Annotated in this window: 25 protein-coding genes and 1 pseudogene; 17 read left to right on the top strand and 9 right to left on the bottom strand. The window is 41.7% G+C overall.

Annotation, left to right across the window (positions count from 1 at the left end; all coding sequences use genetic code 11):
* The first annotated feature begins 73 nt into the window (after positions 1-73).
* The gene (locus tag ABKW31_RS17235; protein ID WP_348617814.1) at positions 74-1537 is read left to right on the top strand and encodes a tryptophan halogenase family protein; all 1464 of its coding nucleotides are present in this window, start codon (positions 74-76) and stop codon (positions 1535-1537) included.
* Positions 1538-1582: 45 nt separating this feature from the next.
* Here the strand turns inward: ABKW31_RS17235 and ABKW31_RS17230 are convergent, their stop codons facing one another.
* Entirely contained in the window at positions 1583-2446 is an 864-nt protein-coding gene (locus tag ABKW31_RS17230; protein WP_348617813.1) for a YicC/YloC family endoribonuclease, read from the bottom strand.
* Positions 2447-2590: 144 nt separating this feature from the next.
* Between ABKW31_RS17230 and rph the strand changes: the two genes are divergently transcribed.
* The 3 genes from rph to tusA are packed head-to-tail and all read left to right on the top strand — an operon-like array spanning position 2591 to position 4242.
* Positions 2591-3304, top strand: coding sequence for a ribonuclease PH (gene rph, locus ABKW31_RS17225; protein WP_348617812.1), 714 nt, complete (start codon positions 2591-2593; stop codon positions 3302-3304).
* 34 nt (positions 3305-3338) lie between these two features.
* Positions 3339-3980 carry an orotate phosphoribosyltransferase gene (gene pyrE, locus ABKW31_RS17220; RefSeq protein ID WP_348617811.1) on the top strand — a complete coding sequence of 214 codons (642 nt, stop codon included), beginning with the start codon at positions 3339-3341 and terminating at the stop codon, positions 3978-3980.
* Positions 3981-3987: 7 nt separating this feature from the next.
* Complete coding sequence (tusA, locus tag ABKW31_RS17215) at positions 3988-4242, top strand: sulfurtransferase TusA (protein ID WP_348617810.1); 255 nt, start codon at positions 3988-3990, stop codon at positions 4240-4242.
* A gap of 79 nt (positions 4243-4321) precedes the next feature.
* On the opposite strand, the gene ABKW31_RS17210 is transcribed toward tusA, so the two are convergent.
* Both ABKW31_RS17210 and ABKW31_RS17205 read right to left on the bottom strand, forming a co-directional pair.
* Positions 4322-4864, bottom strand: a complete 543-nt coding sequence (locus ABKW31_RS17210; protein WP_348617809.1) for a DUF1285 domain-containing protein — start codon at positions 4862-4864, stop codon at positions 4322-4324.
* Positions 4865-4867: 3 nt separating this feature from the next.
* The gene (locus tag ABKW31_RS17205) at positions 4868-5680 is read right to left on the bottom strand and encodes a DUF3014 domain-containing protein (RefSeq protein ID WP_348617808.1); all 813 of its coding nucleotides are present in this window, start codon (positions 5678-5680) and stop codon (positions 4868-4870) included.
* 244 nt (positions 5681-5924) lie between these two features.
* Between ABKW31_RS17205 and ABKW31_RS17200 the strand changes: the two genes are divergently transcribed.
* The 3 genes from ABKW31_RS17200 to ABKW31_RS17190 all read left to right on the top strand — a co-directional run bounded on the left by ABKW31_RS17200 (position 5925) and on the right by ABKW31_RS17190 (position 8076).
* Positions 5925-7163: a sterol desaturase family protein gene (locus ABKW31_RS17200; RefSeq protein ID WP_348617807.1), complete on the top strand. Its 1239-nt coding sequence runs from the start codon at positions 5925-5927 to the stop codon at positions 7161-7163.
* Positions 7164-7218: 55 nt separating this feature from the next.
* Positions 7219-7530, top strand: a complete 312-nt coding sequence (locus ABKW31_RS17195) for a DUF6482 family protein (RefSeq protein WP_348617806.1) — start codon at positions 7219-7221, stop codon at positions 7528-7530.
* 78 nt (positions 7531-7608) lie between these two features.
* Positions 7609-8076, top strand: a complete 468-nt coding sequence (locus ABKW31_RS17190) for a CreA family protein (RefSeq protein ID WP_348617805.1) — start codon at positions 7609-7611, stop codon at positions 8074-8076.
* Here ABKW31_RS17190 and ABKW31_RS17185 read toward each other — a convergent pair.
* The 3 genes from ABKW31_RS17185 to ABKW31_RS17175 all read right to left on the bottom strand — a co-directional run bounded on the left by ABKW31_RS17185 (position 8073) and on the right by ABKW31_RS17175 (position 11305).
* Positions 8073-8195, bottom strand: a complete 123-nt coding sequence (locus tag ABKW31_RS17185; protein WP_348617804.1) for a hypothetical protein — start codon at positions 8193-8195, stop codon at positions 8073-8075. The genes ABKW31_RS17190 and ABKW31_RS17185 overlap by 4 nt on opposite strands.
* Before the next feature lie 108 nt (positions 8196-8303).
* Positions 8304-8795: a DUF6702 family protein gene (locus ABKW31_RS17180; RefSeq protein ID WP_348617875.1), complete on the bottom strand. Its 492-nt coding sequence runs from the start codon at positions 8793-8795 to the stop codon at positions 8304-8306.
* A gap of 29 nt (positions 8796-8824) precedes the next feature.
* Positions 8825-11305 carry a M1 family metallopeptidase gene (locus tag ABKW31_RS17175; RefSeq protein ID WP_348617803.1) on the bottom strand — a complete coding sequence of 827 codons (2481 nt, stop codon included), beginning with the start codon at positions 11303-11305 and terminating at the stop codon, positions 8825-8827.
* Positions 11306-11580: 275 nt separating this feature from the next.
* Between ABKW31_RS17175 and proB the strand changes: the two genes are divergently transcribed.
* From proB to ABKW31_RS17155, 4 genes are all read left to right on the top strand, one after another.
* A complete protein-coding gene (proB, locus tag ABKW31_RS17170) occupies positions 11581-12675 on the top strand; it encodes a glutamate 5-kinase (RefSeq protein WP_348617802.1) in 1095 nt (364 codons plus the stop codon).
* A gap of 73 nt (positions 12676-12748) precedes the next feature.
* On the top strand, positions 12749-13999 hold the full coding sequence (locus ABKW31_RS17165) for a glutamate-5-semialdehyde dehydrogenase (protein ID WP_348617801.1): 1251 nt from the start codon (positions 12749-12751) through the stop codon (positions 13997-13999).
* Positions 14000-14173: 174 nt separating this feature from the next.
* Positions 14174-14581 (top strand): GFA family protein, encoded by a 408-nt coding sequence (locus ABKW31_RS17160; RefSeq protein WP_348617800.1) that lies wholly within the window; start codon positions 14174-14176, stop codon positions 14579-14581.
* Between the two features lie 43 nt (positions 14582-14624).
* Positions 14625-15005, top strand: coding sequence for a hypothetical protein (locus tag ABKW31_RS17155; RefSeq protein WP_348617799.1), 381 nt, complete (start codon positions 14625-14627; stop codon positions 15003-15005).
* Between the two features lie 42 nt (positions 15006-15047).
* Here the strand turns inward: ABKW31_RS17155 and ABKW31_RS17150 are convergent, their stop codons facing one another.
* Positions 15048-16349, bottom strand: coding sequence for an amidohydrolase family protein (locus ABKW31_RS17150; RefSeq protein ID WP_348617798.1), 1302 nt, complete (start codon positions 16347-16349; stop codon positions 15048-15050).
* A 45-nt stretch (positions 16350-16394) separates the two neighbouring features.
* On the bottom strand, positions 16395-17855 hold the full coding sequence (locus ABKW31_RS17145) for a M20 family peptidase (RefSeq protein ID WP_348617797.1): 1461 nt from the start codon (positions 17853-17855) through the stop codon (positions 16395-16397).
* Positions 17856-18026: 171 nt separating this feature from the next.
* Here ABKW31_RS17145 and ABKW31_RS17140 point away from each other — a divergent pair, with 171 nt between their 5' ends.
* The 5 genes from ABKW31_RS17140 (at position 18027) to ABKW31_RS17120 (ending at position 24364) form a co-directional block, all read left to right on the top strand.
* Positions 18027-18932, top strand: a complete 906-nt coding sequence (locus ABKW31_RS17140) for a DMT family transporter (RefSeq protein WP_348617796.1) — start codon at positions 18027-18029, stop codon at positions 18930-18932.
* 228 nt (positions 18933-19160) lie between these two features.
* Positions 19161-20105, top strand: a complete 945-nt coding sequence (locus tag ABKW31_RS17135) for a sodium-dependent bicarbonate transport family permease (RefSeq protein ID WP_348617795.1) — start codon at positions 19161-19163, stop codon at positions 20103-20105.
* A 65-nt stretch (positions 20106-20170) separates the two neighbouring features.
* The gene (gene can / locus ABKW31_RS17130) at positions 20171-20761 is read left to right on the top strand and encodes a carbonate dehydratase (protein WP_348617794.1); all 591 of its coding nucleotides are present in this window, start codon (positions 20171-20173) and stop codon (positions 20759-20761) included.
* 231 nt (positions 20762-20992) lie between these two features.
* On the top strand, positions 20993-22924 hold the full coding sequence (locus tag ABKW31_RS17125) for a prolyl oligopeptidase family serine peptidase (protein WP_348617793.1): 1932 nt from the start codon (positions 20993-20995) through the stop codon (positions 22922-22924).
* Positions 22925-23131: 207 nt separating this feature from the next.
* The gene (locus ABKW31_RS17120; RefSeq protein ID WP_348617792.1) at positions 23132-24364 is read left to right on the top strand and encodes a multidrug effflux MFS transporter; all 1233 of its coding nucleotides are present in this window, start codon (positions 23132-23134) and stop codon (positions 24362-24364) included.
* A gap of 188 nt (positions 24365-24552) precedes the next feature.
* Here the strand turns inward: ABKW31_RS17120 and ABKW31_RS17115 are convergent, their stop codons facing one another.
* A complete protein-coding gene (locus ABKW31_RS17115) occupies positions 24553-24702 on the bottom strand; it encodes a hypothetical protein (protein ID WP_348617791.1) in 150 nt (49 codons plus the stop codon).
* 277 nt (positions 24703-24979) lie between these two features.
* Here ABKW31_RS17115 and ABKW31_RS17110 point away from each other — a divergent pair.
* Positions 24980-25435 (top strand): annotated as a pseudogene (locus ABKW31_RS17110) (transposase); the annotation flags it as partial.

Below are 25435 nucleotides of genomic sequence, written 5' to 3'. Positions count from 1 at the left end.
CAAAATTGCCGTAAACATGTACAAGTTAATGCGCTAAATTAGCTTGCTTAACCTTAGAGGGATCCATAAAACGATGCTTAAAATTCCAGATTCAATCTTAATTGTTGGTGGTGGTACGGCAGGATGGATGGCAGCCAATCTGCTTTTACATCGTTGGCCATCAACAAAAATAACCTTAATTGAATCTGCTGATATAGGTACTGTGGGTGTTGGTGAAGGGGCGACGCCTTATCTTAAACAGTACTTTCGTCAACTTAATATTGCTGAAAGTGAATGGATGCCAGCCTGTGATGCCACATATAAAGTGGGTATTAGTTTTGAAAACTGGTCGACAGTTGCAGGCTATGAGCAATACTTTCACCCCTTTTTTTCAGTATTAGACAAGCCACCAGCTGAACTGTTTTTTCACAACTGTGGCCTGCGCCGCAGAGGATGGCGAGCTCCTGCTCTACCTAATGATTATTTTGTTAATGCTGAATTAGCGCGGCGAAGATTGTCACCGGTGTCTGATAAACAGGACATTGATTACGCTTACCATTTTGATGCAAATAAGTTGGGACATTTTTTACGGGATAAAGCTAAGCAACAAGGTTTGCTGCACATTGTTGATAATGTGGCAGAGGTTATTGTTAATCAGCAGGGTAAAATTAGCGCAGTACAAAGCGATAAAACCGGTTTGCTTAAGGCAGAACTGTATATTGATTGCTCAGGCTTTAGTGGTTTGTTGATACATAAAGCCCTTAAACAAGCCTATGTGTCCTATGCGGATAATTTATTTAATGACGCCGCTGTGGCGATTCAAACGCCACTTAATTTAGTGCAGCCACATTCTCCCCAAACGCACTCTATTGCCTTAAGCAATGGTTGGATGTGGCAAATCCCCTTAACAACACGCACTGGCAATGGCTATGTTTATAGTCGCGGTTTTATCTCGCCCGACCAAGCAGAAACAGAATTACGTCAGGCTTTGCAAATAAGTGAAAATGCAGATGTGAAGGTTAAGCATCTAACTATGCGTATTGGCCGACTCGAATCTCATTGGGCAAAAAATTGTTTAGCGCTGGGTTTATCACAAGGTTTTATCGAGCCTTTAGAGGCGACGGCACTGATGCTGACACAATTAAGTATCGAACAATTCATTCAGTGTCATGAAGGGCAATCGGACAATGAAATAAAGCAGCAAGCCGACTTTAATCGTGAAATCAATCGTGTATTTGACGGAGTGCGTGATTATATTGTGGCCCACTACAAACTTAATAGTCGTATCGATAGCGATTACTGGCGGGAAAATGCAGCTAATAAAAATGTTCCGGCTAGCTTAGCCAATATTGTAGACGCTTGGGATAAAGGCTTAGATGTTGAGCAGGTATTAAACCAAGAAAAACAACAGCTAGTGTATTTGCGCCCGTCATGGTACTGCATACTGGCGGGCATGGGGCGATTTCCTACCCAGTTACAAAGTACTAAAAAGGCTGCGCCTGTTACGCAAGCCACAGAATATTGTCAGAAAGTAGCTACTCAATATTTTACCCAATAACGCTTATCGAGCGCCTTTGATCAGAAGGCGCTTGTTTTAAGTGTATTATTCAATATTCGCTATCTGCTCTCTCATTTGCTCAATCAATACCTTTAATTCAACCGCCGATTGAGTAATGTCTGTATTGATAGATTTTGAACCTAAGGTATTCGATTCGCGGTTAAACTCTTGCATCATAAAATCGAGCCTACGGCCAACCGCTCCGCCCTTTTTAAGAATTTTGCGTGTTTCACCAATATGAGAACTCAGACGATCGAGTTCTTCGGCGACATCAACTTTTTGCGCAAGCATAATCATTTCTTGCTCAATGCGAGTCGGGTCAAGATCAATCTTAGCTTCTTCGAAGCGGGCTAGTATTTTTTCACGTTGCCATTTTATTACGTCAGGCATGTGGGCTGTCACTTTAGCTACTTCAACATCAATAGCATCGAGTCGTTGTTCAATCATGGCCTTTAAGTTATTACCTTCGGTGGCCCTACCCGCTATAAAATCTTGCAATGTCAGATCAAATTCAGCCAATATATCAGCCTGAATCTCATCCATGTCAGTTTCTTCTGCGGCAATAACACCTGGCCAGCGCAGTACATCGACTGGATTGACTCCGCTTGATTGACCTTGGGCTTGCACCCATTGGGCAGCCTGCATAATTTGTTTAGCTAGGTCTTCATTTAAACTGAGTTTGCCAACCGCGGCATCATTAGCGACAAAACGCAGGGAACATTCGACTTTACCCCGTTGCAATTTGGCACGAAAACGCTCGCGTAACAGCGGCTCCATGCTTTTAAATTGTTCAGGTAAGCGAAAAAAAGTCTCTAAAAAACGTTGATTAACCGAGCGAATTTCCCACACGGCTGTACCCCATTGGGCTTTGCATTCGCGACGGGCAAAAGCAGTCATACTATAGATCATGGTTTACTTCCTACAACTTGAATGCATGCATTATAACCTTGTTGTTTGCTTTAGCAGCAAGTAATGCGTATTAGCTGTATTTTTTCACCCACCAAAGTCGCTTTGTGGTTATAATTCCGCGTAATTATTTAAATGGAGTTCCACATGCGTCCAAGCGGCAGAACAGCAAGTCAAATTCGTCCCGTTACTATCACTCGTCACTATACCTGTCATGCTGAAGGTTCAGTATTGATTGAGTTTGGTAATACTAAGGTTTTGTGTAATGCCTCGGTAACAGAAGGCGTACCTCGTTTTATGAAAGGCCAAGGTAAAGGCTGGGTTACAGCAGAATACAGTATGTTGCCACGTGCTACTCATACTCGTTCAGATCGTGAAGCCGCTAGAGGCAAACAGGGTGGTCGTACGCTAGAGATTCAACGTTTGATAGCTCGGTCTCTGCGCGCAGCTGTAGATTTAAAATTGCTGGGTGAAAATACCATTGTAGTTGATTGTGATGTTATTCAAGCCGATGGTGGCACTCGCACTGCTTCAATTACTGGTGCTTGTGTGGCCTTAGTTGATGCACTCACTTGGATGCGTAGTAAAGGGATCATCAAAACTAATCCGATTAAACACATGATAGCCGCGCTTTCAGTGGGCATCTATAAAGGTAATGCTGTAGCAGATCTTGAGTACCTTGAAGACTCTGAGGCAGACACCGACATGAACGTGGTGATGACAGACACGGGTAAATTAATTGAAATACAAGGGACTGCTGAAGCCGAACCTTTCGACTTTGATGAGCTGCAAGAGATGTTAGAGCTGGCAAAACAAGGTTTACGTGAATTATTTGACGAGCAAAAATTGGCGTTAAATTAAGATAAGATAAGAATTACCCATTGTAGGAGTTGGCATGCAGGATTATCAGCGTGAATTTATTGAGTTTGCTTTAGCCCGTCAGGTGCTTAAATTTGGTCAGTTCACCCTTAAATCAGGGCGAACCAGCCCATATTTTTTTAATGCGGGTTTGTTTAATACCGGTGGTGATTTAGCTAAGCTTGGCCAGTTCTATGCGCAAGCACTGCAACGTTCAGGCATCGAATTTGACGTGTTATTTGGTCCCGCATACAAAGGTATTCCAATTGCTACCACAACGGCAGTGGCCTTGGCCGATAAACACGGGGTTGATGTACCCTATTGTTTTAATCGTAAAGAGGCCAAAACCCACGGTGAAGGGGGCAACTTAGTTGGTAGCCCTTTAATGGGTAAAATCATGCTGGTGGACGATGTTATTACTGCAGGTACTGCCATCCGTGAGTCAATGCAGCTGATTGCTGCCAACAATGCCCAGTTAGCAGGGGTGTTAATTGCGCTTGACCGCCAAGAACGTGGGCAAGGTGAACTGTCCGCAATTCAGGAAGTTGAACGTGATTTTCATACCCAGGTTGTCAGTATTGTAAGTTTGAAAGATTTGATTGATTATTTGACTGAGCGCGGCGATATGACTGAGCATTTAGCCAATATTAAACGTTATCGTGAAACCTACGGGATCTAGTTTTCCAGTGTTAGATAAGCCATCTGTTTTTGACAATACTGACCATCAACTTAATGCCTTAGGTTTGCGTTGCCCTGAACCGGTGATGATGGTGCGTTTGAAAATACGTGAAATGTTAGTAGGTCAAACCTTACTGGTGTTGGCGGACGATCATTCTACTACCCGAGATATTCCGAGCTTCTGCCGTTTTATGGACCATCAATTGTTGGCCACTGATAATGCACAAAGTCCCTATCGTTACGTTATCAAAAAAGGCCGCTAAGCGGCCTTTTTTGAACTTTGTTAAAATTCACTCCAGCATTTATGCTAAGAAAAGCTTAATACCGACACTATGTTGAAATTTAAACACATTTACCTAAGCTAAAAGAATGTCCACCGCTACTAATAGTTAGATGTGCTTCATCGTTAATCAACTGTTCTTGTCCCAATTGAGTAAGTTGATAAAACACATTTTGATGCAATCTAGCCCATAAATTTCTTCTCACTAAAGCATAGGGCAATAACTCAGCGTTGGTTTTATCCTGCATTAATTTGATCGGGTTTTCAGGGCCGACAACAAAGCTGTCATCCACATTACTTGTAAAAATGAGATTATCGTCTTGTTGTTGCCACTGGGTGACTAAAAAGGGCGAATCAACTACTTTGATACCGACTTTTTCAACAGGAGTAACTAGAAAATAATCTTCATTCTCTCGCTTTAATACATTAGCAAATAACTTAACTAACGCGGGTCTGGCGATGGGAGTACCCATATAATACCAACTACCGTTATGTTTGATCTCCATGTCAATATTGCCACAAAATGCCGGGTTCCACTGCTCGATAGGCGGAAGTTTGGCATTATCAGTGGCTAAGTCTTTCTGCAGCTTAGCGAGATCAATCATTGTTTACAGTGACTCTTTAATTTCACGCAATTTAGCTTTAATGCGCCGCATGTTTTCAGGTCCGGTACGCAACAACTGTTTTTGTGGTGCGGCTAGCGCTTCTAGTTGTGGGTCGGCGAACTTAAACATGACACTGTCATTATAGACTTCAACAGGCATTGGCACTTCTGGCGTATCCAACAAAATATTGATTGCATCGGCTAATTTGTCGTTAAAATTATCCGATGGGCTGCTTATTTCAGCAAAAATATTGTCGATTGCTGGTTTGTACAATGAATATAGTTGTAACAATGATGCTGTATCGATTGATGCTAGTGCATCGACATAGGGTGTATAGCGTTTGTAACTAGCTGGGTCTATCCACTGTTTTTCGGCTTGTTGAAAAGTACGAAAAGGTTTGTCTGGTCGCACTAATACACGATTATTAGTTGCTACGGTTTCATCTGCTAATGTATTTGTCATTACTACAAAGCGTTCGAGTAAAGCATCATCAACTATTAATCTGGCTAGTGAATCGTAGTCAGAAAGCTGTAATAGTTTAGTTTTTACTGTGCCATCGCTGATGTCAAGGGGTTCGGGGGCCGGTGCGGGTTCCATCTCAAGTGTCATAGGCGTTTCTTCTACGACAATTTCAGGGGCTTCTTCAATTTGGGGGGGAAGTACTTCCTGTTCAATAAGCGGGGTAACAACCTCTGCTATGACAGGAGTTTCAGGCTCAGGCTCTGAAGGCCAAAAAACAATCGCTAAAATTACAACTAATACGATTGCCCCTATTACAAAGTGGGGAACTAAAGATTTACCATTTTCTGTATCCATGAGGTCTCCTTGGATGTTCAATTGTAGGAAAATCGAGACTCTAGACTACTTAAAATCTCTACAAAATGATACGGCAAGTTATTTAAGTTTTGGTTCCATTTATTTCTAGTTGTGCGATCAACAAAGAAAAATTAAAACTTAACCTTGTTTTAACATTATCCTAGACGCTTATTAACACAAAGCATAAACTTAACCTTAGTATACGTGAGGTCTAATTGACCTAGATATGTGATCAGGTGTATTCATGAATATTATTTTATATGCAGTGCCGTTTTTCTTTTTGTTAATCGGCCTAGAGTTGCTTTTAGAAAAGATAAGGCAGACTAATTATTACCGAGTAAACGACGCAATCAATAGCCTAAGTGCTGGGGTATTGAGTCGTATGTTGGATATTGTAAAAACCCTAGTGCCCTTAACTATTTATGTATTTATCTACGAAAATTTTGCACTTTTTACTTTATCTGACAGCCCATTAGTTTGGGTGAGCATTTTTGTATTATATGATTTTTGTTATTACTGGAATCATCGTCTTGGTCATGAAGTCAGCTTGTTATGGGCTGCCCATGTCGTACATCATTCCAGCGAAGAGTACAATTTGACCACCGCCTTGCGTCAATCGAGTAGTAGTTTTTTCAGTTGGATATTCTATTTACCACTGGCAATCTTAGGCGTCGACCCTATTTTATTGATCTCAGTTGGTTCACTCAATCTGGTTTATCAGTTTTGGGTACATACCCGTCATGTTCCTAAATTAGGTTGGTTTGAATGGGTGTTTGTAAGTCCGTCAAACCATCGAGTTCATCATGCGCAAAATAAAGTTTATATCGACCGAAACTATGGTGGTGTATTTATTCTTTGGGACAGGCTGTTTGGCACATTTCAAGAGGAACTCGATACTGACCCTGTTATCTTTGGCATTCGTAGCTCGCTTAAAAGTTGGAACCCTTTGTACGCTAATGTGCAAGTTTACTCTCAGCTTTGGCAAGACAGCTGGCATACCAAAGGTATTTGGAACAAAATACGGGTCTGGTTGGGTCGCACTGGTTGGCGTCCTGACGATGTCGCCCAAGCTTTTCCCATTGTGAAAACTGACTTAAACCAATTTGAAAAGTTTGATATTACTCTTCCTACCCTTAACAAAGCTTATTGTTTGGTTCAGCATGGGGTCACCACCTATATTGCTCTATTACTGCTATTAAACATTCATTTATTGGCAGGATACCAGCAGCTAGGTTTGGTCATTTGGGTAATGTTTGCCAGTTACTCAGTGGGCTGTATGCTAGAAAGAAAGGACTTTGCACCTCGTCTCGAGTGGCTTAAACACCTTTCACTTATTTGCGGTGTCATGCTATTTGGCTTGCCTTTGTGGATTATGTCTAGTGTGATTATTTTGGTATTGTTTAGCGTGGTTTTACTTGTTTGGCTACAATCGAGCAAACATAACGCAGATAATTCCTTGCCATCTCAGGTGCAGGGTCTGTGATCGTTTTGAGCTAAATGACGGTATATCAACTTAGTTCATTTAACTTGGTGTACGTATGCAAGAGTCAAAATTTCAATTGTTAGAGTTAGACCCTAAAACTACCGTAATTGATAAGTTGACGGTGTTGTCTTACGAAATGAATTTATACTTTGTAAAACTGCAGATTGCCCAGCAGCACGGTATGGTATTTAAGGGTGAAAGCCCGCTGCGCTTCCATAGCTCTCAGCATATTCGAGATGTTTTTGATGGGTTTACGGTGGTCTTGGCTGAAATGCGACATGATTCTCCTTATGACGAAATGATCGGTAATCCAGATTCTGTCCAGTATTTAGGCACCTTACCTTTTTCGATGCAACAACCTTACTGATACTGATAATACCTAGCCTTGACCGAATTAAAATATGTTAGCCTATAGGCAAATATCTGGGTCATTGAAGGAATTTTTATGTATAGAAAGTTGTTGGTACTAGGGCTTATTGGTCTTATCACTGCATGTGATAGTAACGAAGTTGGGGATATTTCATTAGGGGTGTTTACTACCCAAGATATCAAACTTGATATTATGGTTGACCCAATCGTGACCGGCGTTACTTGCCACATTGCCAGTATTGAGGCCGATTTAAGTTTTTCTGATCCCTCTGATAGCTCTATCTCTTGTCGACAAACCGGTGAAATTACCGCCCAAATGATAAACGCTATCGATTTGTCAGATAGTGGTGAAATCGTATTTAAAAAGTCGAAAAGTATCTTCTTTAAAAATATGAAAATTCGCCGTGTCTTTGATCCTAGGTCACAAACATTGATGTACGTGTCGTATTCAACCAAAGAAACGTCAGGCAGTTTTAAACATAGTTTGTCAACAGTACCACTGTGGGGAACTCAAGCGTACAAGTCAGCCCCTGCGCAAGATTAACGGTTCAGTTTAGTGTTATGAATAAATAAATAGGTGTAATAACCAGCCATCGCGACGATGATACTAATACCCAAGATTGAGCCCCAAGCTACTGGGTCGTGTAAAATAAGATCTAACATGATGAATCTCCTTAAATTAGATTGTAAATAATCTAAGGAGATTATAGTTGTTTAGGCTTTAAGCATTTTGATTTAGATCAATAAGATGAAAAACCCTTTGGATTAACACTATGGTGAGTGTTCACCACCAAACTCTACACTTAATAACTCTACTGAGTCACTAAACGTCAGTGTTTGCAGGTTGCCCTTACCTTCAACGTTGATGGTATTGACCTGTAGCGGCCAAATATCACGTAAGGCGTCATTGCGGATGATCATATTGGTTAGTTCAGTGGGTTGTTCCGTTTCTTGATAGACCCAAAAAAACTTGCCGTCTTTTTCAAATCCAACCAACTTTAAGGGCAAAGGTTTATTTTTACTATTAAATAGGTAAAAACGCTTACTTACATAATCACTAAACTGCTGTTGAGTTTCGGACGAGTCGAGAATATCGGCGCCTTTGCCAAATATTTCTTTGACCGCATGTTCGGCATCATGGATATCAAATCTATGCATGATTTCTATATTATTACTGCGCTGGTTGAATAGCACAGTACTAATCGCGGTTTTTTGTTGATGGGCATAAACAGAAGACGCTGCTAACAGCAGCGTCCCCCAGATTAGCGCTAAGCACTTATTTCTCACGATTATTACTGTCCGTCAGAGTCAGTTTTTTCTTCATCGCCGGCATCGTCATTTTTCAGTTCAGTTTTAATGTCCTGCATGATGTCGCGTGCCACTTTACTGGTACTTTTCTTCGCTTTATACGCTTCAATTCGCGAAGGAATAATCTGACGTGGATAATGATTATTGTTCACGTCAACATCAGCTGTTTCCCAGCGTGGGTCAACGGTAACACTGACTAGCTCCTTATCTTTATCAGTAATAATTAATTTACTCACAGTCTTTGCTGAACGACGCCAGATCTCAGCAGGAATATACTGATTCTCTTTGGTGCCATCGGTGAACGTCAGTTCTAAAATGATAGGCATGACCAAACCACCCTTATTAGAAAAATCTAATACGTAGTAGTTCTTATCTTCTTTTACTGCACGCTCAAATGCTGCTTTTTCCCAAGGTTTTAAGTCCTTAAGGAATTTTTTATAGGTGTTACGTTCTTTATTGGTCACCGTAAAACGGTCATTGTCATCATAAAAATCTTTGATGTCAGGGAAACGTTCAACCCAAAGTTTACCTTCTGCTGCGTTACGCTCAATGGTTAGAGACAGCGGCTTGTCTGCTTCATATTCACGTTCACGCGAAAAATCGATATCGGGATCTTTAGTATCCAAACGCAATTTATAAACAGTATCTAAAGAGATATCGACATGATCGGTAGTGTAAAACCAACCACGCCAGAACCAGTCTAAATCAACACCTGATGCTTCTTCCATTGTACGGAAAAAATCTGAGGGTGTGGGACGTTTAAACTTCCAACGTTGGGCATATTCTTTAAAGGCAAAATCAAATAACTCGCGGCCTAAAATAGTCTCACGCAGTATATTGAGTGCTGCCGCAGGTTTGGTATAGGCATTAGGTCCAAGTCTTAGTACGCTGTCAGACTGAGTCATGATAGGTACCTGAACACTGCCTTTCATATAGTCAACGATATCCCGTGGTTCAACACCCCATGGAATAGTTGGATCCCATTCACGACCTGCTACGCCATCTAAGAAGCTGTTGAGCCCTTCGTCCATCCATGTCCATTGACGCTCGTCAGAGTTAACCGTCATTGGAAAGTAAATATGGCCGACTTCATGTATCACTACGCCAATCAAAAAACGCTTTTCTGACTGAGAGTAGGTACGTGTACCGTCTTTTTGTAATTCGGTACGTGGACCATTGAAGGTAATCATGGGATATTCCATGCCACCTACTGGACCATTTACCGATTGTGCGACAGGATACGGATAGTCAAAGGAAAAACGAGAATAGACTTGCAAAGTATGTACGATTGACTCGGTAGAATACTTCTTCCATAAGTCGCCGCCTTCTTTCGGATAAAAAGACATCGCCATGACTAAAGGTTGGTCATTTCCACCTTGCTGATAACCCTTGGCGTCCCACATGAATTTACGTGATGAAGCCCAAGAAAAATCACGCACGTTTTTAGCGCTAAATTTCCACGTTTTTTGTTTATCAGTGCCTTCTTTTTCATTCTCTAAGGCTTCTTCTTCCGTCACAACAAATACGATGCGATCGGCTTTTTCAGCCTCTTTTAAGCGTTTACGCTGAGTTGAACTGAGTACATCACTTGCATTTTGTAAGGTACCGGTAGAGCTGACAATATGGTCGGCAGGCACGGTCATTTCAACATCAAAATCACCGAATTCAAGCGTAAATTCACCCCGCCCTAAAAATTCTTTATTAGTCCATGCTTCGTAATCTGTATAGGCATGTAAGCGCGGATACCACTGTGCTAATAAGAAGATATCATTGCCACCTTCTCGTTTATCATCTGGGAAGTGCTCGTAGCCCGCACGAGCCGAAACCGCATCTTCTTCGACAATATTGAAACCAAATTCAATACTAAAATCGACGTTTTTACCAGGCTTTAACGCTTGTGGTAAATCGATACGCATATTGGTGCCAACAATCACGTAATGCAATTTTTTACCGGATTTGTCTTTGACAGCTTTGATGTCATAACCAAGTTGATTGTCATCTACAAATTGCTGACGACGTAGGGCGCCTAAGCTTAATTGAGCGGGTTTGTCGTTGCTGGCAGATTGTGTTGCAGGGCCACGATTACCGATACCGCCAAAGGAGTCAGTTTTTGATGCCATAGAGTCAGGGCGGTAAATATTTTGATCCAATTGCAACCACAGATACTTCAATGTATCAGGTGAATTATTGTGGTAAGTAATATCTTCAACACCGTCGATGCGGCGTTTTTCTTCGTCAAGTTTGGCTTTGATTTTATAATCTACACGCTGTTGCCAATACTGATGACCGGGCTCACCGGCCGCGTTACGATATACATTGGGTGTTGGTAGCTCTTCATCAAGTTGACGAAACTTGTCTTCAAAGTCACCTTTAGTCTGTTGTATTCCAGCGTAGGCCGTAAAAGAACCTAATGCAGAAGCTGCAATAACTGACAGGACAGTTATTTTTATGAATTTATTGAACATGTTGTTCCCTGAGATTGGAGTTATAATTATGGGTCCAAATGATGGCGTTGCCACAATCTGGGTATTAGCACTTTACTATAAATTTAAATGGACGTCAGTTGTTTGGTTTTTCGGCCGAAAGCCATATTTTTAGGACTGATTGCATCAAGCTCGGTATATATGGCCTTTACCTATAGCTGGGTAAGCGTATTTTAGATCATAGCTTATAACTACTAGGCCTTGTTTAATCGCCTGTTTATCGTAATCTCAACACATAATTTTTTTCGGAGCTAAACATGGCACGCTTTGAGTGGAAACGGGCAGTAATAAAAGTCGGAAGTAGTCTCATTGCCCCCAATAATCAATGTTCTACCTTATACTTAGCTGCAATTGCGCATTTTATTAATGAAAGCCACAAGCAGGGTAAAGAGGTCATATTGGTTTCCTCTGGCAGTGTTGCCGCGGGCAGAAGTAAAATCGCCTATAAACACCGCCCTTCTATCGCCGAAAAACAAGCGATGGCAGCAATAGGGCAGATGCATATGATGGCCAATTGGACCTCGCTTTTTGAGTGTGATTGCGCCCAAATTCTACTCACTGCTGACGACCTCCACAACAGAACTCGCTATGTTAATATTAAGAATACCTTGCGTGAGTTATTGAAAAATAATGCTCTGCCCATAGTTAATGAAAACGATACTGTAGCAACAGCCGAGCTAAAAGTTGGGGATAATGATAACCTAGCAGCGTATACGGCCTTAGTTGCGCAAGCAGATACCTTGATTATTTGTTCAGATATTGACGGATTATATGACGCCGACCCGCGTAATAACCCACAAGCGACCTTGATTAAAGAAGTACTAGAAATTACACCAGAGATTCATCAACTGGCTGGTGGTGCAGGGAGTAGCGTGGGAACCGGTGGAATGCGAACTAAGATTCAAGCGGCTGAAAAATGTGTCAAAAGCGGTATTCAAACTTTGATTGTTAATGGCCGAGAGGCCAGCGTTTTTGAAGCGTTAGCCAAGGGGGAATTGACAGGAACGCTGTTTGTTCCTCATCAAAGTCGACAACGTGCACGTGATATGTGGTTAAAACACAGCTTACTGACAAAAGGCAGCATTATTGTTGATGAAGGAGCCAAGCGTGCACTAACAGATAAGGGTGCCTCATTGCTTCCATCAGGAATCGTGGCTGTAGTCGGTAATTTTGTCGCGGGTGAAGCGGTAAATATCGAATGTAACCAAGCCGTAATAGCAAAAGGTCTAGTGTTATATAACGCTGCAGATCTGGCCAATATTAAAGGTCTCAAGAGCAGTTTAATTGAAGCAACATTAGGATTTTCTGTCGGCGAAGCTGCCGTACATAGAGACGACTTAGTGTTGATGTAAGGTAAAACTAAGCCTACTGCTCCTCTCAAATAATGATCTTGTTAGATATAAGATCCAAACATAAGGAAACTTTATGTCATTTTCTATTTCTCATTCTGCCGCCCTAGCTAAAAAAGCGGCGCGACAGGTAGCCAATTTATCATCAGTGCAAAAAAATGCCTTGTTGACTGATATTGCGAACTCGATGTTAGAGCAAACATCGCAAATTTTAGCGGCCAATGAAATTGATTTGCGTGATGGCAAAGACAATGGTTTAGATGCCGCGATGTTAGACCGTTTAAGCCTTTCACCCGAGCGCATTAAAGATATTGCCAATGCCGTATTAGAAATTGCCGCGCAAGCTGATCCTGTCGGTTCAATCTCGAATATTCAGCGTATGCCAAGCGGTATTCAAGTGGGTAAAATGCGTATTCCTTTAGGTGTGATTGCGATGATTTATGAATCGCGTCCCAATGTCACCATCGACGCGGCAGCACTGTGTTTGAAGGCGGGTAATGCAGTGATTTTACGCGGTGGTAAAGAAGCCCTTCATTCTAATTTAGCCTTGGCAGAGTCGATCAAACTAGCTCTGCAAAAGCATGGTCTTGATCCTGCAGCTGTGGTTGTTGTCCCCGATACCGATCGTAAAGTCATGAATGAATTAATGACCCTTAATCAGTACGTTGATCTCATCATTCCCAGAGGTGGCGAAGGTCTGATTCGATTTGTGAGTGAAAATAGCCGTATTCCAGTTATTCAGCATTTTAAAGGCGTCTGCCATTTATATGTAGATAATGCCGCGGATGAAACCAAAGCCCTTAAACTACTAGAAAACGGTAAAACTCAGCGTACCAGTGCGTGTAATTCACTCGAGACTTTATTGGTGCATAAAGATATTGCGGCCAGTTTTTTGTCCAAAGCCGCTACTTTACTGGCTGAACACGCAGTGAAAGTGCACGCCTGCGAACGCAGCATAAGCTATTTCCAGGGAGCCACAGCGGCAACCGAAGAGGATTGGCATGCAGAATATCTTGCGCTGGAAATCGCCATTCGGGTAGTTGATGATTTTGATCAAGCAATAGAACACATTGAAGATTATGGTTCGGGTCATACTGAAGTGATTGCAACACAAGACTATTCAAATGCGCAGGCCTTTATTCGTCGAATCAATTCAGCCGTAGTCATGACGAATGCTTCGTCACGTTTCTCTGATGGTGGTCAATTAGGCTTGGGTGCTGAAATTGGTATTTCAACCAGTAAACTGCATGCTTACGGACCCATGGGTGCGGAGTCATTAACTACTGAGAAGTTTATTGTGATGGGCGAAGGTGAAGTGCGCGCCTAAGTGCACAAAGCACAATAGTTACAACATATAACACGACACATAGTGTCTATTAGTTGTTAAATAATATCTCTCCGGCACTCGTTGCTGGGGAAATATTTGTTGGGTTTAAGTCCAAGCGATAGCCATTCCTCTGAAAATCCAATCAATAAATCACTTTGAACCTGGAGTCCTTACATGAGTAATCTTATATCTGGCAGTTGTTTGTGTGGTGAAGTCACCTTTTCCTTAACTAATGATTTCAGCCGTTTTTATTTATGTCATTGCACGCAATGTCAAAAAATGACAGGTTCAGCTCATGTTGCTCATCTTTTTACCGCACCCGATAATCTTAGTTGGACAAGCGGAGAAACTTCACTTAAACGTTTTGAACATCCGTCGCGCAGTTTCACTAAGGTTTTTTGTACCGAATGCGGCAGCGGTTTACCTTTTGTAAACAAAAGCGGTAAGGCTCTGATTGTGCCCGCAGGAAGTTTAAATGCAGAGCCGAATATTCAGCCAAGTCATAATATTTTTTGGCATGAACGTGCCTCATGGTACGACAAGGGCATTACAGCAAAACATTGCGCAGGCTTTCCAGAATAAGGTAGGCTAGGTCTTCAATTTATTCAAACCAGACTAAACTACTATGCAGAAAAAACTCAGCCTAAATAACTCTTTCGACTGGCTAATGGCCTTACTTGCTTTGCTGGGTTTTTTGGCTGTGCTGCAAACTTTTATTATAGGTAAACACTATATTATTCCCACGGTGTTATTAGTGATAGCGGTTCTTTTGGGGAATCTAGCTTGGTTTGGCTTACACAAAGCAAAGTGGGCCAACTTAATTAACTTTTGGTGCGGTTTTTTGCTGAGTGCCCATTGTTTTTTTGCTTTATTTTGGTCGGTAAAGTACCGCGCGATATTGGGTGAGCAATTTGAATTAGTTTTGGTACCCTTGACCCTCTTTTTGAGCGCATTGACTTGGCTATATGCTAAAAACAATAAGTTGTTTGTAGCAGGTTCAAAGTAATTAAGACAGAGCGCTAACATCCCACGCTCTGCCTGGTGATGTTTATTTCTGCACAAACACCTTGCCACCTTTCATAACAAAATCCACATCAAGTAATTGTTTGATGTCATCCAGTGGTGAGCCGTCAGTGGCAATGATATCTGCTTGCTTACCGACTTCCAAAGTACCAATTTGTTGGCTCATACCGAGTAAGTCAGCGCCATTAACGGTTGCTGACTTCAGCACATCCATGGAACTCATACCAGCGTCTACCATCAACACTGCTTCATAGGCATTGGTGCCATGTTGAGAAACGCCGCTGTCAGTACCAAAGGCTATTTTTACCCCAGCTTTATAAGCACGACCTAAATTACCTTGCATGTCGCCACCCACCTTTATTGCCTTCTCTTTAATGGCAGGGCTCATAAAGTCTGAATCTTTTGCCATGCCTACCACTGTATGTCCGGCTAGTAGGGTAGGAACTAGATAAGCCCCCGTTTTTTTAAACAATTTAATCGCTTTTTCGCCGGTATAAGTTCCATGCTCAATGCTGTCTACCCCAGCTTCTAGTGCGGCGATAATACCGTCTTCCTGATGCGCATGACTGGCTACTTTACGCCCCATGCGTTTTGCTGCCAACACCACTTCTTTTAATTCATCCATTTCCATTTGCTGGCCAGTACCGGTGGCGCGGTCTGTTAAGACTCCTCCGGTAGAGGTTATTTTGATAAGATCAGCACCATATTTAATCGCGTCACGAGTAGCGCGTCGACAATCATAAGGGCCATCACAAACGGAGGGCTGGGTATACAATTCCATTAACTCTGGTTTCATTCCACTCACGTCAGCGTGCCCGCCAGTAATGCCAACCCCTCCAGCAGCAATAATACGTGGACCGTCTACCCAGCCGCTGTTGATTGCGTCACGCATGGCGTACATTTCTTGGCTCATCGAACCTACATCACGCACAGTTGTAAAACCTGCTTTAAGAGTACGCATGGCAAACATTAGTGAGCGCATCTCCACCAGTTGGTCAGACATTTTTAATGTCTCACTATCATTTTTAGGACCCAGTTCAAATTGTAAATGCACATGCATATCCATTAATCCCGGCATCACAAAGCGATTTTTCAAATCAATATACTGCGCGTCGTCACCAAAGGAGTTGGCATCAAGGTAGCCATCGCTGATTTGACTAATAAGCCCATCTTTAATAATCACGGTTTGTTGTGCTTTAGGGGCCTGACCGGGTATGGCGAGTAGATTTCCTACATGTAATACCTGGGTCGTTGCCTGCAAGGCGAAGCTTGATAAGGTCGTTAAAACTAGCAGGATGCTTGTTAGACTAATAAGGTGCTTAAACATTCTATGCTTTCCTTTTAAATGATAAATATCTCGAATTCAGTTTGATTAACCTTGCGCTGCCTGATTAACCATAGCGTAATAAAACTGAATTGCTTGCAAATAGTCTTCTACGCTTATTTGTTCGTTAACCCCATGGAATTGTTTTAAGGTGGTAGGATTGAGACTGACCATCATAAAGCGATAAATGTTATCAGATAATCCTTGGAAGTGTCTTGAATCTGTGGCGCCAAGAACTAAGTAAGGGCTCACTAATACATCAGGGTTAAGTCGTCTAATAGTGCTTTCGATAAGTTTAAATCCTAATGAGTCGGTGGTCGATACAGCGGAGGCTTCATTGGCTAACTCAGCCTCAATTTCAACCAAAGGATTATCAATAACCTCAACTAGGTGTTGGCGAATGCTGGCAATTGTATCCCCTGGTAAGATTCTAAAGTTGACTACTGCACTTGCCACTTTGGGTAAAACATTCGATTTATTACTGCCCTGAAGCATGGTGACCGCAGTTGTGGTGCGGATACCGGCCGCTGAGCTGGCTTTGGCTAAAAGTACTTGTTCGACTACAGGAGAGAGTAACCATAAGTTGGCTAAAGGCAAACGCGTTGATAAGGGGGTGGCAAAACCAATGCGCTCAAACATCAATTCAAAAAAGTCGAGTTTAGTGTCAAAGGGGTGGTTTTCTACCTCGACTATTGCTTGCGCTAATATGCCTGCTGTAGTGTGATCAGGAGGCTGAGATGAATGACCTCCCTCGCCTTTCACACTAAGGTGAAAGTTGACATAGCCTTTTTCCGCTATGCCGACTAGAGCCACCGGTTGTTGAGGTCCGGGAATAATCCCATCAGTGATAACACCGCCTTCATCCAGCACAAATTCAAAACGAATGTTTTCTTCAGCAAAATATTGTGCAATGGCTTTAGCGCCCTCTCCTCCAGCTTCTTCGTCATGGCCAAAAGCAAAATAAATACTGCGCTGTGGTTGAATACCTTGTGCGATGAGGAGTTCCAAGGCTTCCATTAAAGCCACCACACTGACTTTGTCATCTATGGTTCCTCGTCCCCAAACGATGCCATTTTCAAGCTTGCCACTAAAAGGAGGCTGTTGCCAATCAGCTAAGCTGGCGGCTTCGATGGGAACAACATCCATATGTCCCATAAACAAAGCGGGTTTGAGTTGCTCGTTTTGTCCTTTGAGGTGATAAATTATACTGTAGTCAGCTATGCGCGTTTGTTCGGTTTTCTGATTCACCAAGGGAAACGATGTGGCTAAATAATCATGAAAAGTGCTAAAGGCTTGATGGTCAAAATTACTGCGATCATCATACGAAATGGTGGGTATTTGAATGGCTTGACTAAAACGTGCTATTACCGCAGATTTATCTAAAATAACGGGCTCAAGCGCTTGGGTGACGCGATATTGTTGATCAATAAAAACGGTGTTAGCGCGATATACAACAACAGCGGCAATAACAAATAACAAAACAAGCGTCGACAATAGAAACTTTTTCATCGTAATGGTTCGGCGGCAAATAAACGTGGGTAGCAGTATAGCCGCCGAAGCGGTAAAAATGCCACAACTGTGGGTAACTTGCTGCTTGGTATCATTTTTTCAGTCAATTATTTGTAAAAAAAGCTCATAAATTTTTAACCGTTTTTGCTCCCAAAATAGGGTTTATATATCGTGACTAACACCCAATTATTTACTGCGGTTGTGCTGATTTGGGGCTCAACGTGGTTAGCCATTACCTTTCAATTTGGCGAGGTGGATCCGATTTTATCGGTGGCTTTTCGTTTTTTCTTAGCGGCTATTATCTTAGGGGCTTTTTGTTTATTCAAAAAGTTATCATTAAAACTGCCACTGCATATTCATTTTAAAATGGCCATAGCTGGCTTGTGTTTATATGCCTTGGACTACACCCTGTTGTACCAGAGTCAACAATACATTATTAGCGCTATTGTTGCGGTAATGAGCTCCTGTATGGTGTATATCAATGTGGTATTACGCCGTGTGCTATTGAAAAAACCTATGCGCCGAGAAGTCATTATCGGTGCGACCTGTGGCATGGTAGGTATCAGTCTGATTTTTATGCCAGAATTTGGCAAAATTAAAGCGGACCATTTGTTGATCTTAGGTATTAGTTTTGCTTTTGTTTCCTTCTTTTTTGCTGGTTTAGGCAATGTGTTATCAGAACGCATTCTTGATCACGGCACACCTGTGATCCAAATGAATTTCTGGGCCATGAGTTACGGCGTATTATTTATTCTTTGTTATGTTTTGTTCCAAGACCTTGAATGGCGGCTGCCCACAAATCCCCATTATTATTTTTCTATGCTGTATTTGTCTCTTTTTGGCTCAGTTTTGGCTTTTGGAGCCTATATGAAATTACTACGACAAATGGGTTCAGATAAGGCCGCCTATGTAGTGTTAGTTTATCCCATTGTTGCTTTGTTATTGTCTACCTTGTTCGAAGGTTACCAGTGGCACTTAGAAGCACTCATTGGTGTCTGTGTAGTATTGTTGGGCAACGGTATTGCCATGGGGAAGATACCATTAGTGCTGCCAAAATGGCCGCACGCTAAGCAATAATACGATTTGTTGATACCCACTCTTTGTGTAATGTTAACTGTCTATTTTCACGTATCGGTTATCGAACCAATGAGTTTTTAAAAAATGCGATAAGCTTGAACATATCTTAGTGAACAAAGATACATTACAAAATATCTAGCGCTGATATACTAAGGTCCAATGGATGCCTGAAGATATTATTCATGCATTAATCCCATTCATTCAATTGCAAAACGGAAGCGATTTAAAATGCCCGATATCGTGGTGATGTTCTTTTTGCTGGGCTTAATTGCTGGCCTAGTTCGCTCTGACCTTAAAGTGCCTAAAGCAGCCTACGACACCATGAGTTTGTTGCTTATGTTAACCATCGGTTTAAAAGGCGGAATGGCACTGCATGGTAACTTACATTGGCAACTGGTTCCTGAGTTACTGGTGGTCGCAGCTATTGGGGCGATTATTCCCTTAGTATTATTTCCACTGCTCACTAAAGTAGTGCGTTTGTCGTTAGCTGATAGTGCCAGTATTGCCGCCCACTATGGCTCAGTTAGTGCCGGTACCTTCGCGGTGGCTTTAGCGTACATTGAAGCCAATCAATTAGAAACGTCTGCGCAAGTGACCTTATATTTAGTCTTACTTGAGTTGCCCGCTATTGTAGTAGGTCTACTTTTATACCGGCGCTACTCTCAGGGCCAAGCTGAAGGCTCAGCTATGACTAATTTATGGCATGAGTCCTTTACCAATCGAGGGGTTATTTTATTGCTTGGTGGTGTGGTGATTGGTTTTATGTATGGTTATCAAAGTGGTTCAGAAGTAACAGAACTATTTACGGGTGCATTTAAAGCCGTATTAGCCATATTCTTGCTGGAAATGGGTCTAGTGGCGGCTGAAACTTTGCGCCCATTGCCGATTAAACATTGGCGTCTTTTGGTGTTCGCTCTGCTTGCTCCAAGTGTATTGGCCCTAGTCGGCATAGCTGCAGGCGTGGTGTTGGGTCTATCTGAAGGTACAATGGTCATCCTTGCCAGCTTACTGGCGAGTGCCTCTTATATCGCTGCGCCTGCAGCAATAAAAAGTAGTATTAAGGAAGCTGATATAGGTTTAGCAATGCTGGCTTCATTAGGTATTACCTTTCCCTTTAATGTGATTTTGGGCATCAGTTTTTATCATCAAATTATCAATTGGGTGATGCATTAGTCCTATGGTTGGACTTGTTCAACCCTATTGATTCATTATACTGCGCGCACAAAAAGTGAGGGCCTATGAACGAAATTAATCAATTACTTGAAAATAATAAAAATTGGTCAGAGTCGACTAATGAAGCAGACCCGGGTTTTTTTGATCGATTATCTAAGCGACAAAAGCCTGAATATTTATGGATAGGCTGTTCAGATAGTCGTGTTCCGGCGAACCAAATCGTGGGCTTAATTCCTGGCGATATTTTTGTACATCGTAATGTAGCCAATTTAGTGGTGCATACAGACTTTAATTGTTTATCGGTGCTGCAATATGCTGTTGATGTGCTCAAAGTTAAACACGTTATCGTTTGTGGACATTATGGTTGCGGCGGTATTGATGCCGCCTTACAAGATCAGCCCTTGGGGCTTATCGATAATTGGTTAGGCCATATCAAAGACATTGCTTATAAACATCGCGCGGAATTAGCCGAGCTTAATGCTCATGATAAATCTGCCCGTTTATGTGAGTTAAATGTAATGGAACAAGCCGCCAATGTGCGCCGCAGTAATATTTTTAAAGAGGCTATTAAACGCGGCCAAGACCTAACTATTCATAGTTGGATTTATAGCTTACGCAATGGACGCTTGAAAGATTTATCCAAAATAAATGAGTGAAGTTTTTTGTATGATTTTAAAAAAGTAGTGGATTGGCAGCACTACCCTCGCGCGCTAAACGCACAAAGTGCCTGTATGGCTGAGTAATGTCACGAGTGATTTTTTATGCAGACGAATCAATCAAGACAATGTGCTCTTGGTAGTCAAAAGTCATATTAAAGTTGTTTCTTGATGGCAATAGTTGGTGTTAAACTCTGATCTAACACAAGCTTAGATTAGAGTTATAGTTGTATGACAAGGAATGTTAAATATCTTGGTTTTTTTGTCCTGCTTTTTATATCAAAAACGCTATTTTCGGCAGAATTAGCGGTCAGTAGTTTTAGTCAATTACCCAGCGTCAGTGGCTTAGATTTATCGCCTAACGGTAGTCAAATTGCCTTTATTCAAAATTATACTAATCCACAAATATCCGTATTAACTGCGCTAAATTTGCTCACCGGTGACAAAAAGTATTTGGTGAAGTCTGATAACGAAGATATCAAGATTAATTGGTTTCGCTGGGCTAATGAAAAAACCCTGATTGTTAGCGTAAGATTTGCCAGTAAAACAGGCACAGTTGCATACAAAGAAACTAGGTTGGTGGCTATTGATGTAGATGGTAAAGAAGCCAAACAGCGCAATTTAATTAGAGCTGGCGCCAATGATAACCATGTTTCCCAGTTTCAGGACGATGTCGTGTCATTTCTACCCGATGATCCTGAGCATATACTCATTGCGATCGACTTGGATATCCCTAACTTACCCTCAGTCTATAAACTTAATATCTATACCCGCAGAAAATCACGCATTGAGAAAGGCAAGATGGATGTTAGAGATTGGATGGCCGACCGCCAAGGTAATCTGCGTTTAGGTCAGGCGCTTGATTATAATTCTGGTGAGGCATCAATACGCATCAAAATTGGCGACGATGATACTTGGCATACCATGTTTGAATACAATGCTTTAGAAGAGCCTGGCATAACACCATTAGGCTTTGCCAAGAATCCAGACATACTGTATTACCGAGCATATAAAGAGGATAAATTGGCCTTGTTTAAAATCAATTTAGTTAGTAAAAAAATTAGTTTGGTGTTTGACGACCCTGACTATGATTTTGATGGCTCCTTGATTTATTCCCGTAAAAGTAATGATGTCATTGGTATTCGTCATTCAAATAGTGATGGTGGTCGTATCTACTGGAATGACGATTACGCAAAATTTCAGCAAGCCATTGATATTGCTATGCCTGATACCAGTAATTATTTAGTCGATTTCAGTGATGATGAAAATATTTATACCATTTATGCAGAAAGTGACTTTATTCCTGGCGCCTACTTTTTGGGTAACCGTGAGGAAAAAACCATTAATTTGGCCTTTGAACAATATCCAAGCATACCAATAGAAGGATTAAGTGAGCACAGCTTAGTTACCTATACTGCCAGAGATGGAACACCAATAGAAGGCTACCTAAGTTTACCTAAAAGTACCGAGGGTCCTATTGCGACCATTCTGCATCCTCACGGTGGACCGGGTGCCAGAGAATACGATGGTTTTGATTACTGGACCTCTTTTTTTGTGAGCCGCGGTTATGCGGTATTTAGGCCTAATTTCAGAGGCTCAACGGGTTACGGGCGACAGTTTGCGGAAAGTCAGATGCAAGCTTGGGGTTTAAGCATGCAAGATGATTTAACCGATGCCGCCCACTGGTTGGTAGAGCAAAAAATTGCTGACCCAAACCGTATGTGTATTGTGGGTGCCAGTTATGGCGGCTATGCGGCTATGATGGCAGCGGTTAAAACCCCTGATTTATTTCAATGCGCCGTGAGTTTTGCCGGCGTAATGGATTTAGATAGATTAGTCAGAGGCAGTCGCCATTTCCTCAATAAAAAATTTGTTAAAAAACAAATTGGCGAAGACGACGATGATCTTGAGGCACGCTCACCTTACTATCAAGCCAAACAGATAAAAATCCCAGTGTTGTTAATGCATGGAGAAGATGACCGAGTGGTTGATGTTAAGCAAAGCCGAGAGATGGCTGACGAGTTAGAAGACTTGGACAAAGAGGTTAAATATGTTGAGCTTGAGAATGGCGATCACTACCTGTCAATTCAACGAAATAGGCATAGAGTATTTAGCGAAATGGATAGTTTTTTGAAAAAATATCTCGGTGCTAATCAGCTTTAAGTCACCTTAAACCGGCCTTTCTAACCAGCGATAGGCCTGTGTTAGCCTTACCCACTTTGAGCCTTATATCGAGTACCGAATGGACTTTACATAGGAATCAATCATTGATTTTCACCAAAATATAAAAATACCATAAAATCAAATAAAGTGGTGAGTCACTTTAGTCTAAGATGTTAGAATTCACCCCTTAGAAAAGGGTGTTAATAAATGTCTTCCAGTATTGCAGTAAAAAAGAAAAAAGTTAAACCTGCCTTAGGTTTAGTCGAGTTTGTGTCATTGATGGCACTAATGACCTCATTGGTTGCCCTTAGCATTGACGCAATGTTGCCTGCGCTGGACCAAATCGGCCGAGATCTCAAAATTGTTGATCCCCAACAAACCCATTTGATCGTTTCACTATTTTTTATCGGCATGGGTTTCGGACAACTCTATTACGGCCCTATTTCCGATGATAAGGGGCGTCGTTATGCCATAATTTCTGGCCTTATTATTTTTGCAATTGGCTCCGTTGTTTGTATGTTTGCTGAAACACTAACCGTCATGTTAATCGGCCGAGTTATTCAGGCATTTGGTGTGTCAGGCCCACGTATTGCAGCGCTGGCGGTCATTCGTGATCAGTATGAAGGTGTTGCCATGGCCCGCGTTATGTCTTTCATTATGATGGTGTTCATACTGGTTCCTATGTTGGCACCAAGTTTTGGGCAAGCTATTTTATTTATGTTTTCTTGGCACCATATATTTTCATCATTTTTAGTCATAGGTTTGTTAACGGGTATCTGGTTTTTTATCCGCCAACCTGAAACCCTGCCAAAGGAAAAACGCAAACCTTTCAGTTGGCCTCAGCTTTGGATTTCTAGTAAGTTTATTCTGACCCACAGGTTAGTGATGTTTTACACCATTGCTATGGGATTGATTTTTGGCGGCTTTTTGGCCTATATCAGCGCTTCACAAACACTGTTTCAACACGTTTATGATACAGGTGAACTGTTTCCACTGTATTTTGCCTTACTCGCGTTTTCTATTGGATTAGCATCGTTTATTAACGGAACATTGGTTATGCGCTTGGGCATGAGATTATTATGCAATTGGGCAATATTTGGCTGGTTGGTATTCTCAATTTTATTAACCGTATTATGTGTTATTTACGATGGTATTCCGCCATTGTGGCAATTTGTTTCGGTTTTATTTTGTGCTTTTTTCTGTATTGGGATTTTGTTTGGTAATGTCAATTCAATGGCCATGCAACCTTTGGGTGACATGGCGGGTTTAGGTGCAGCCATCATAGGCTCTTTGAGTAGCTTGTTCTCTGTACCTACCGCTGTGTTAGTGGGTAGTTTTATTGAAGATACGGTTACCCCAGTCGCCATCGGTTTTGTAGTATTTGGAACCTTATCACTAAGCTTTTATTGGTTCGCAGAGCAAAAACCAAAAACACCTTAGCGAGACAGCTTAAACTTTGAGTTGCGAGTAACAAAAAGTATCGTGTCGTTTGTGTCAGTTACGGGAATCTAGCTAAAGAGTCATATATCGTTCTAAAAACGTCTTGATGCTAATGGCGTTTCCTTCTGAGTTTAGACAAAGTCCATTGTAATAATTTGACAGGGGCCCGAAAGTTTAGAGGCAAGCTCTTACTTTTCGTCAGGGTCGTCACTGTCTTTTGATTCACTCTCGACCGGCGTGTCTTTGGCTGCTGCCTTTTGCAACCGCTTCTCTTCTTTCTTTTTTTGTTTTGCAATTTCTTTCTGGCGCTTATCAAAAGCGTAATTGGGTTTTAACATGATTAAGGTAACTATGTAATTTAGTAGTCGTACAGAGTAAAACATTTTTGCTGAGATAGCGTGGTTAATTGTGCTTGTTCACTAATCTCAACTCTGAATAATGAATGTTACCAATAAGACTATTATTACTATGACACCCATCATGACTATTATTACTATGACACCCATCATTGTTACCAATAAGACTATTATTATTATTATGACACCCATCATAAACTGGCAAAAAAACAGTTTTGAACTACCCTTTAAAGGTTCAAACAACCACGGATGGTCTGTCATGCCACAATCACGTCAAAGCCAAATCAGTCTTATTGATACTCCTTATTACCACTGTGTCTCGCGCTGTGTTCGTCACTCTTTTTTGTGTGGTCGAGATACTGTTACCGGTCAAAGCTATGAGCACCGCCGCGGCTGGGTAGAGGCGCGTTTGTTGTTTTTATCTTCCCTTTTCGCTATTGATATTGCGGCCTATGCGGTGATGAGTAATCACACGCATATGGTGGTCTATGTGGATAAAGCGCTGGCTGAAAGCTGGTCAATGGAAGAAGTCGTTAGGCGCTGGCATGGTTTACACAAAGGCACACTGTTAACACAGAAATACGTTCGTCATGACGAATTAAGTGAAGGTGAGCAGTTGAGCTTAAAGGAAACCGTGAGTATTTACCGCCAGCGTTTATACGACATCAGTTGGTTTATGCGCAGCCTCAATGAATACATCGCCCGTGAAGCGAAT

It is taken from the genome of Paraglaciecola sp. 25GB23A (assembly GCF_040012495.1).
GTDB lineage: Bacteria > Pseudomonadota > Gammaproteobacteria > Enterobacterales > Alteromonadaceae > Paraglaciecola.
The sequence above is the reverse complement of the archived record's forward strand: the minus strand, read 5'-3'. Positions and strand labels throughout refer to the sequence as shown.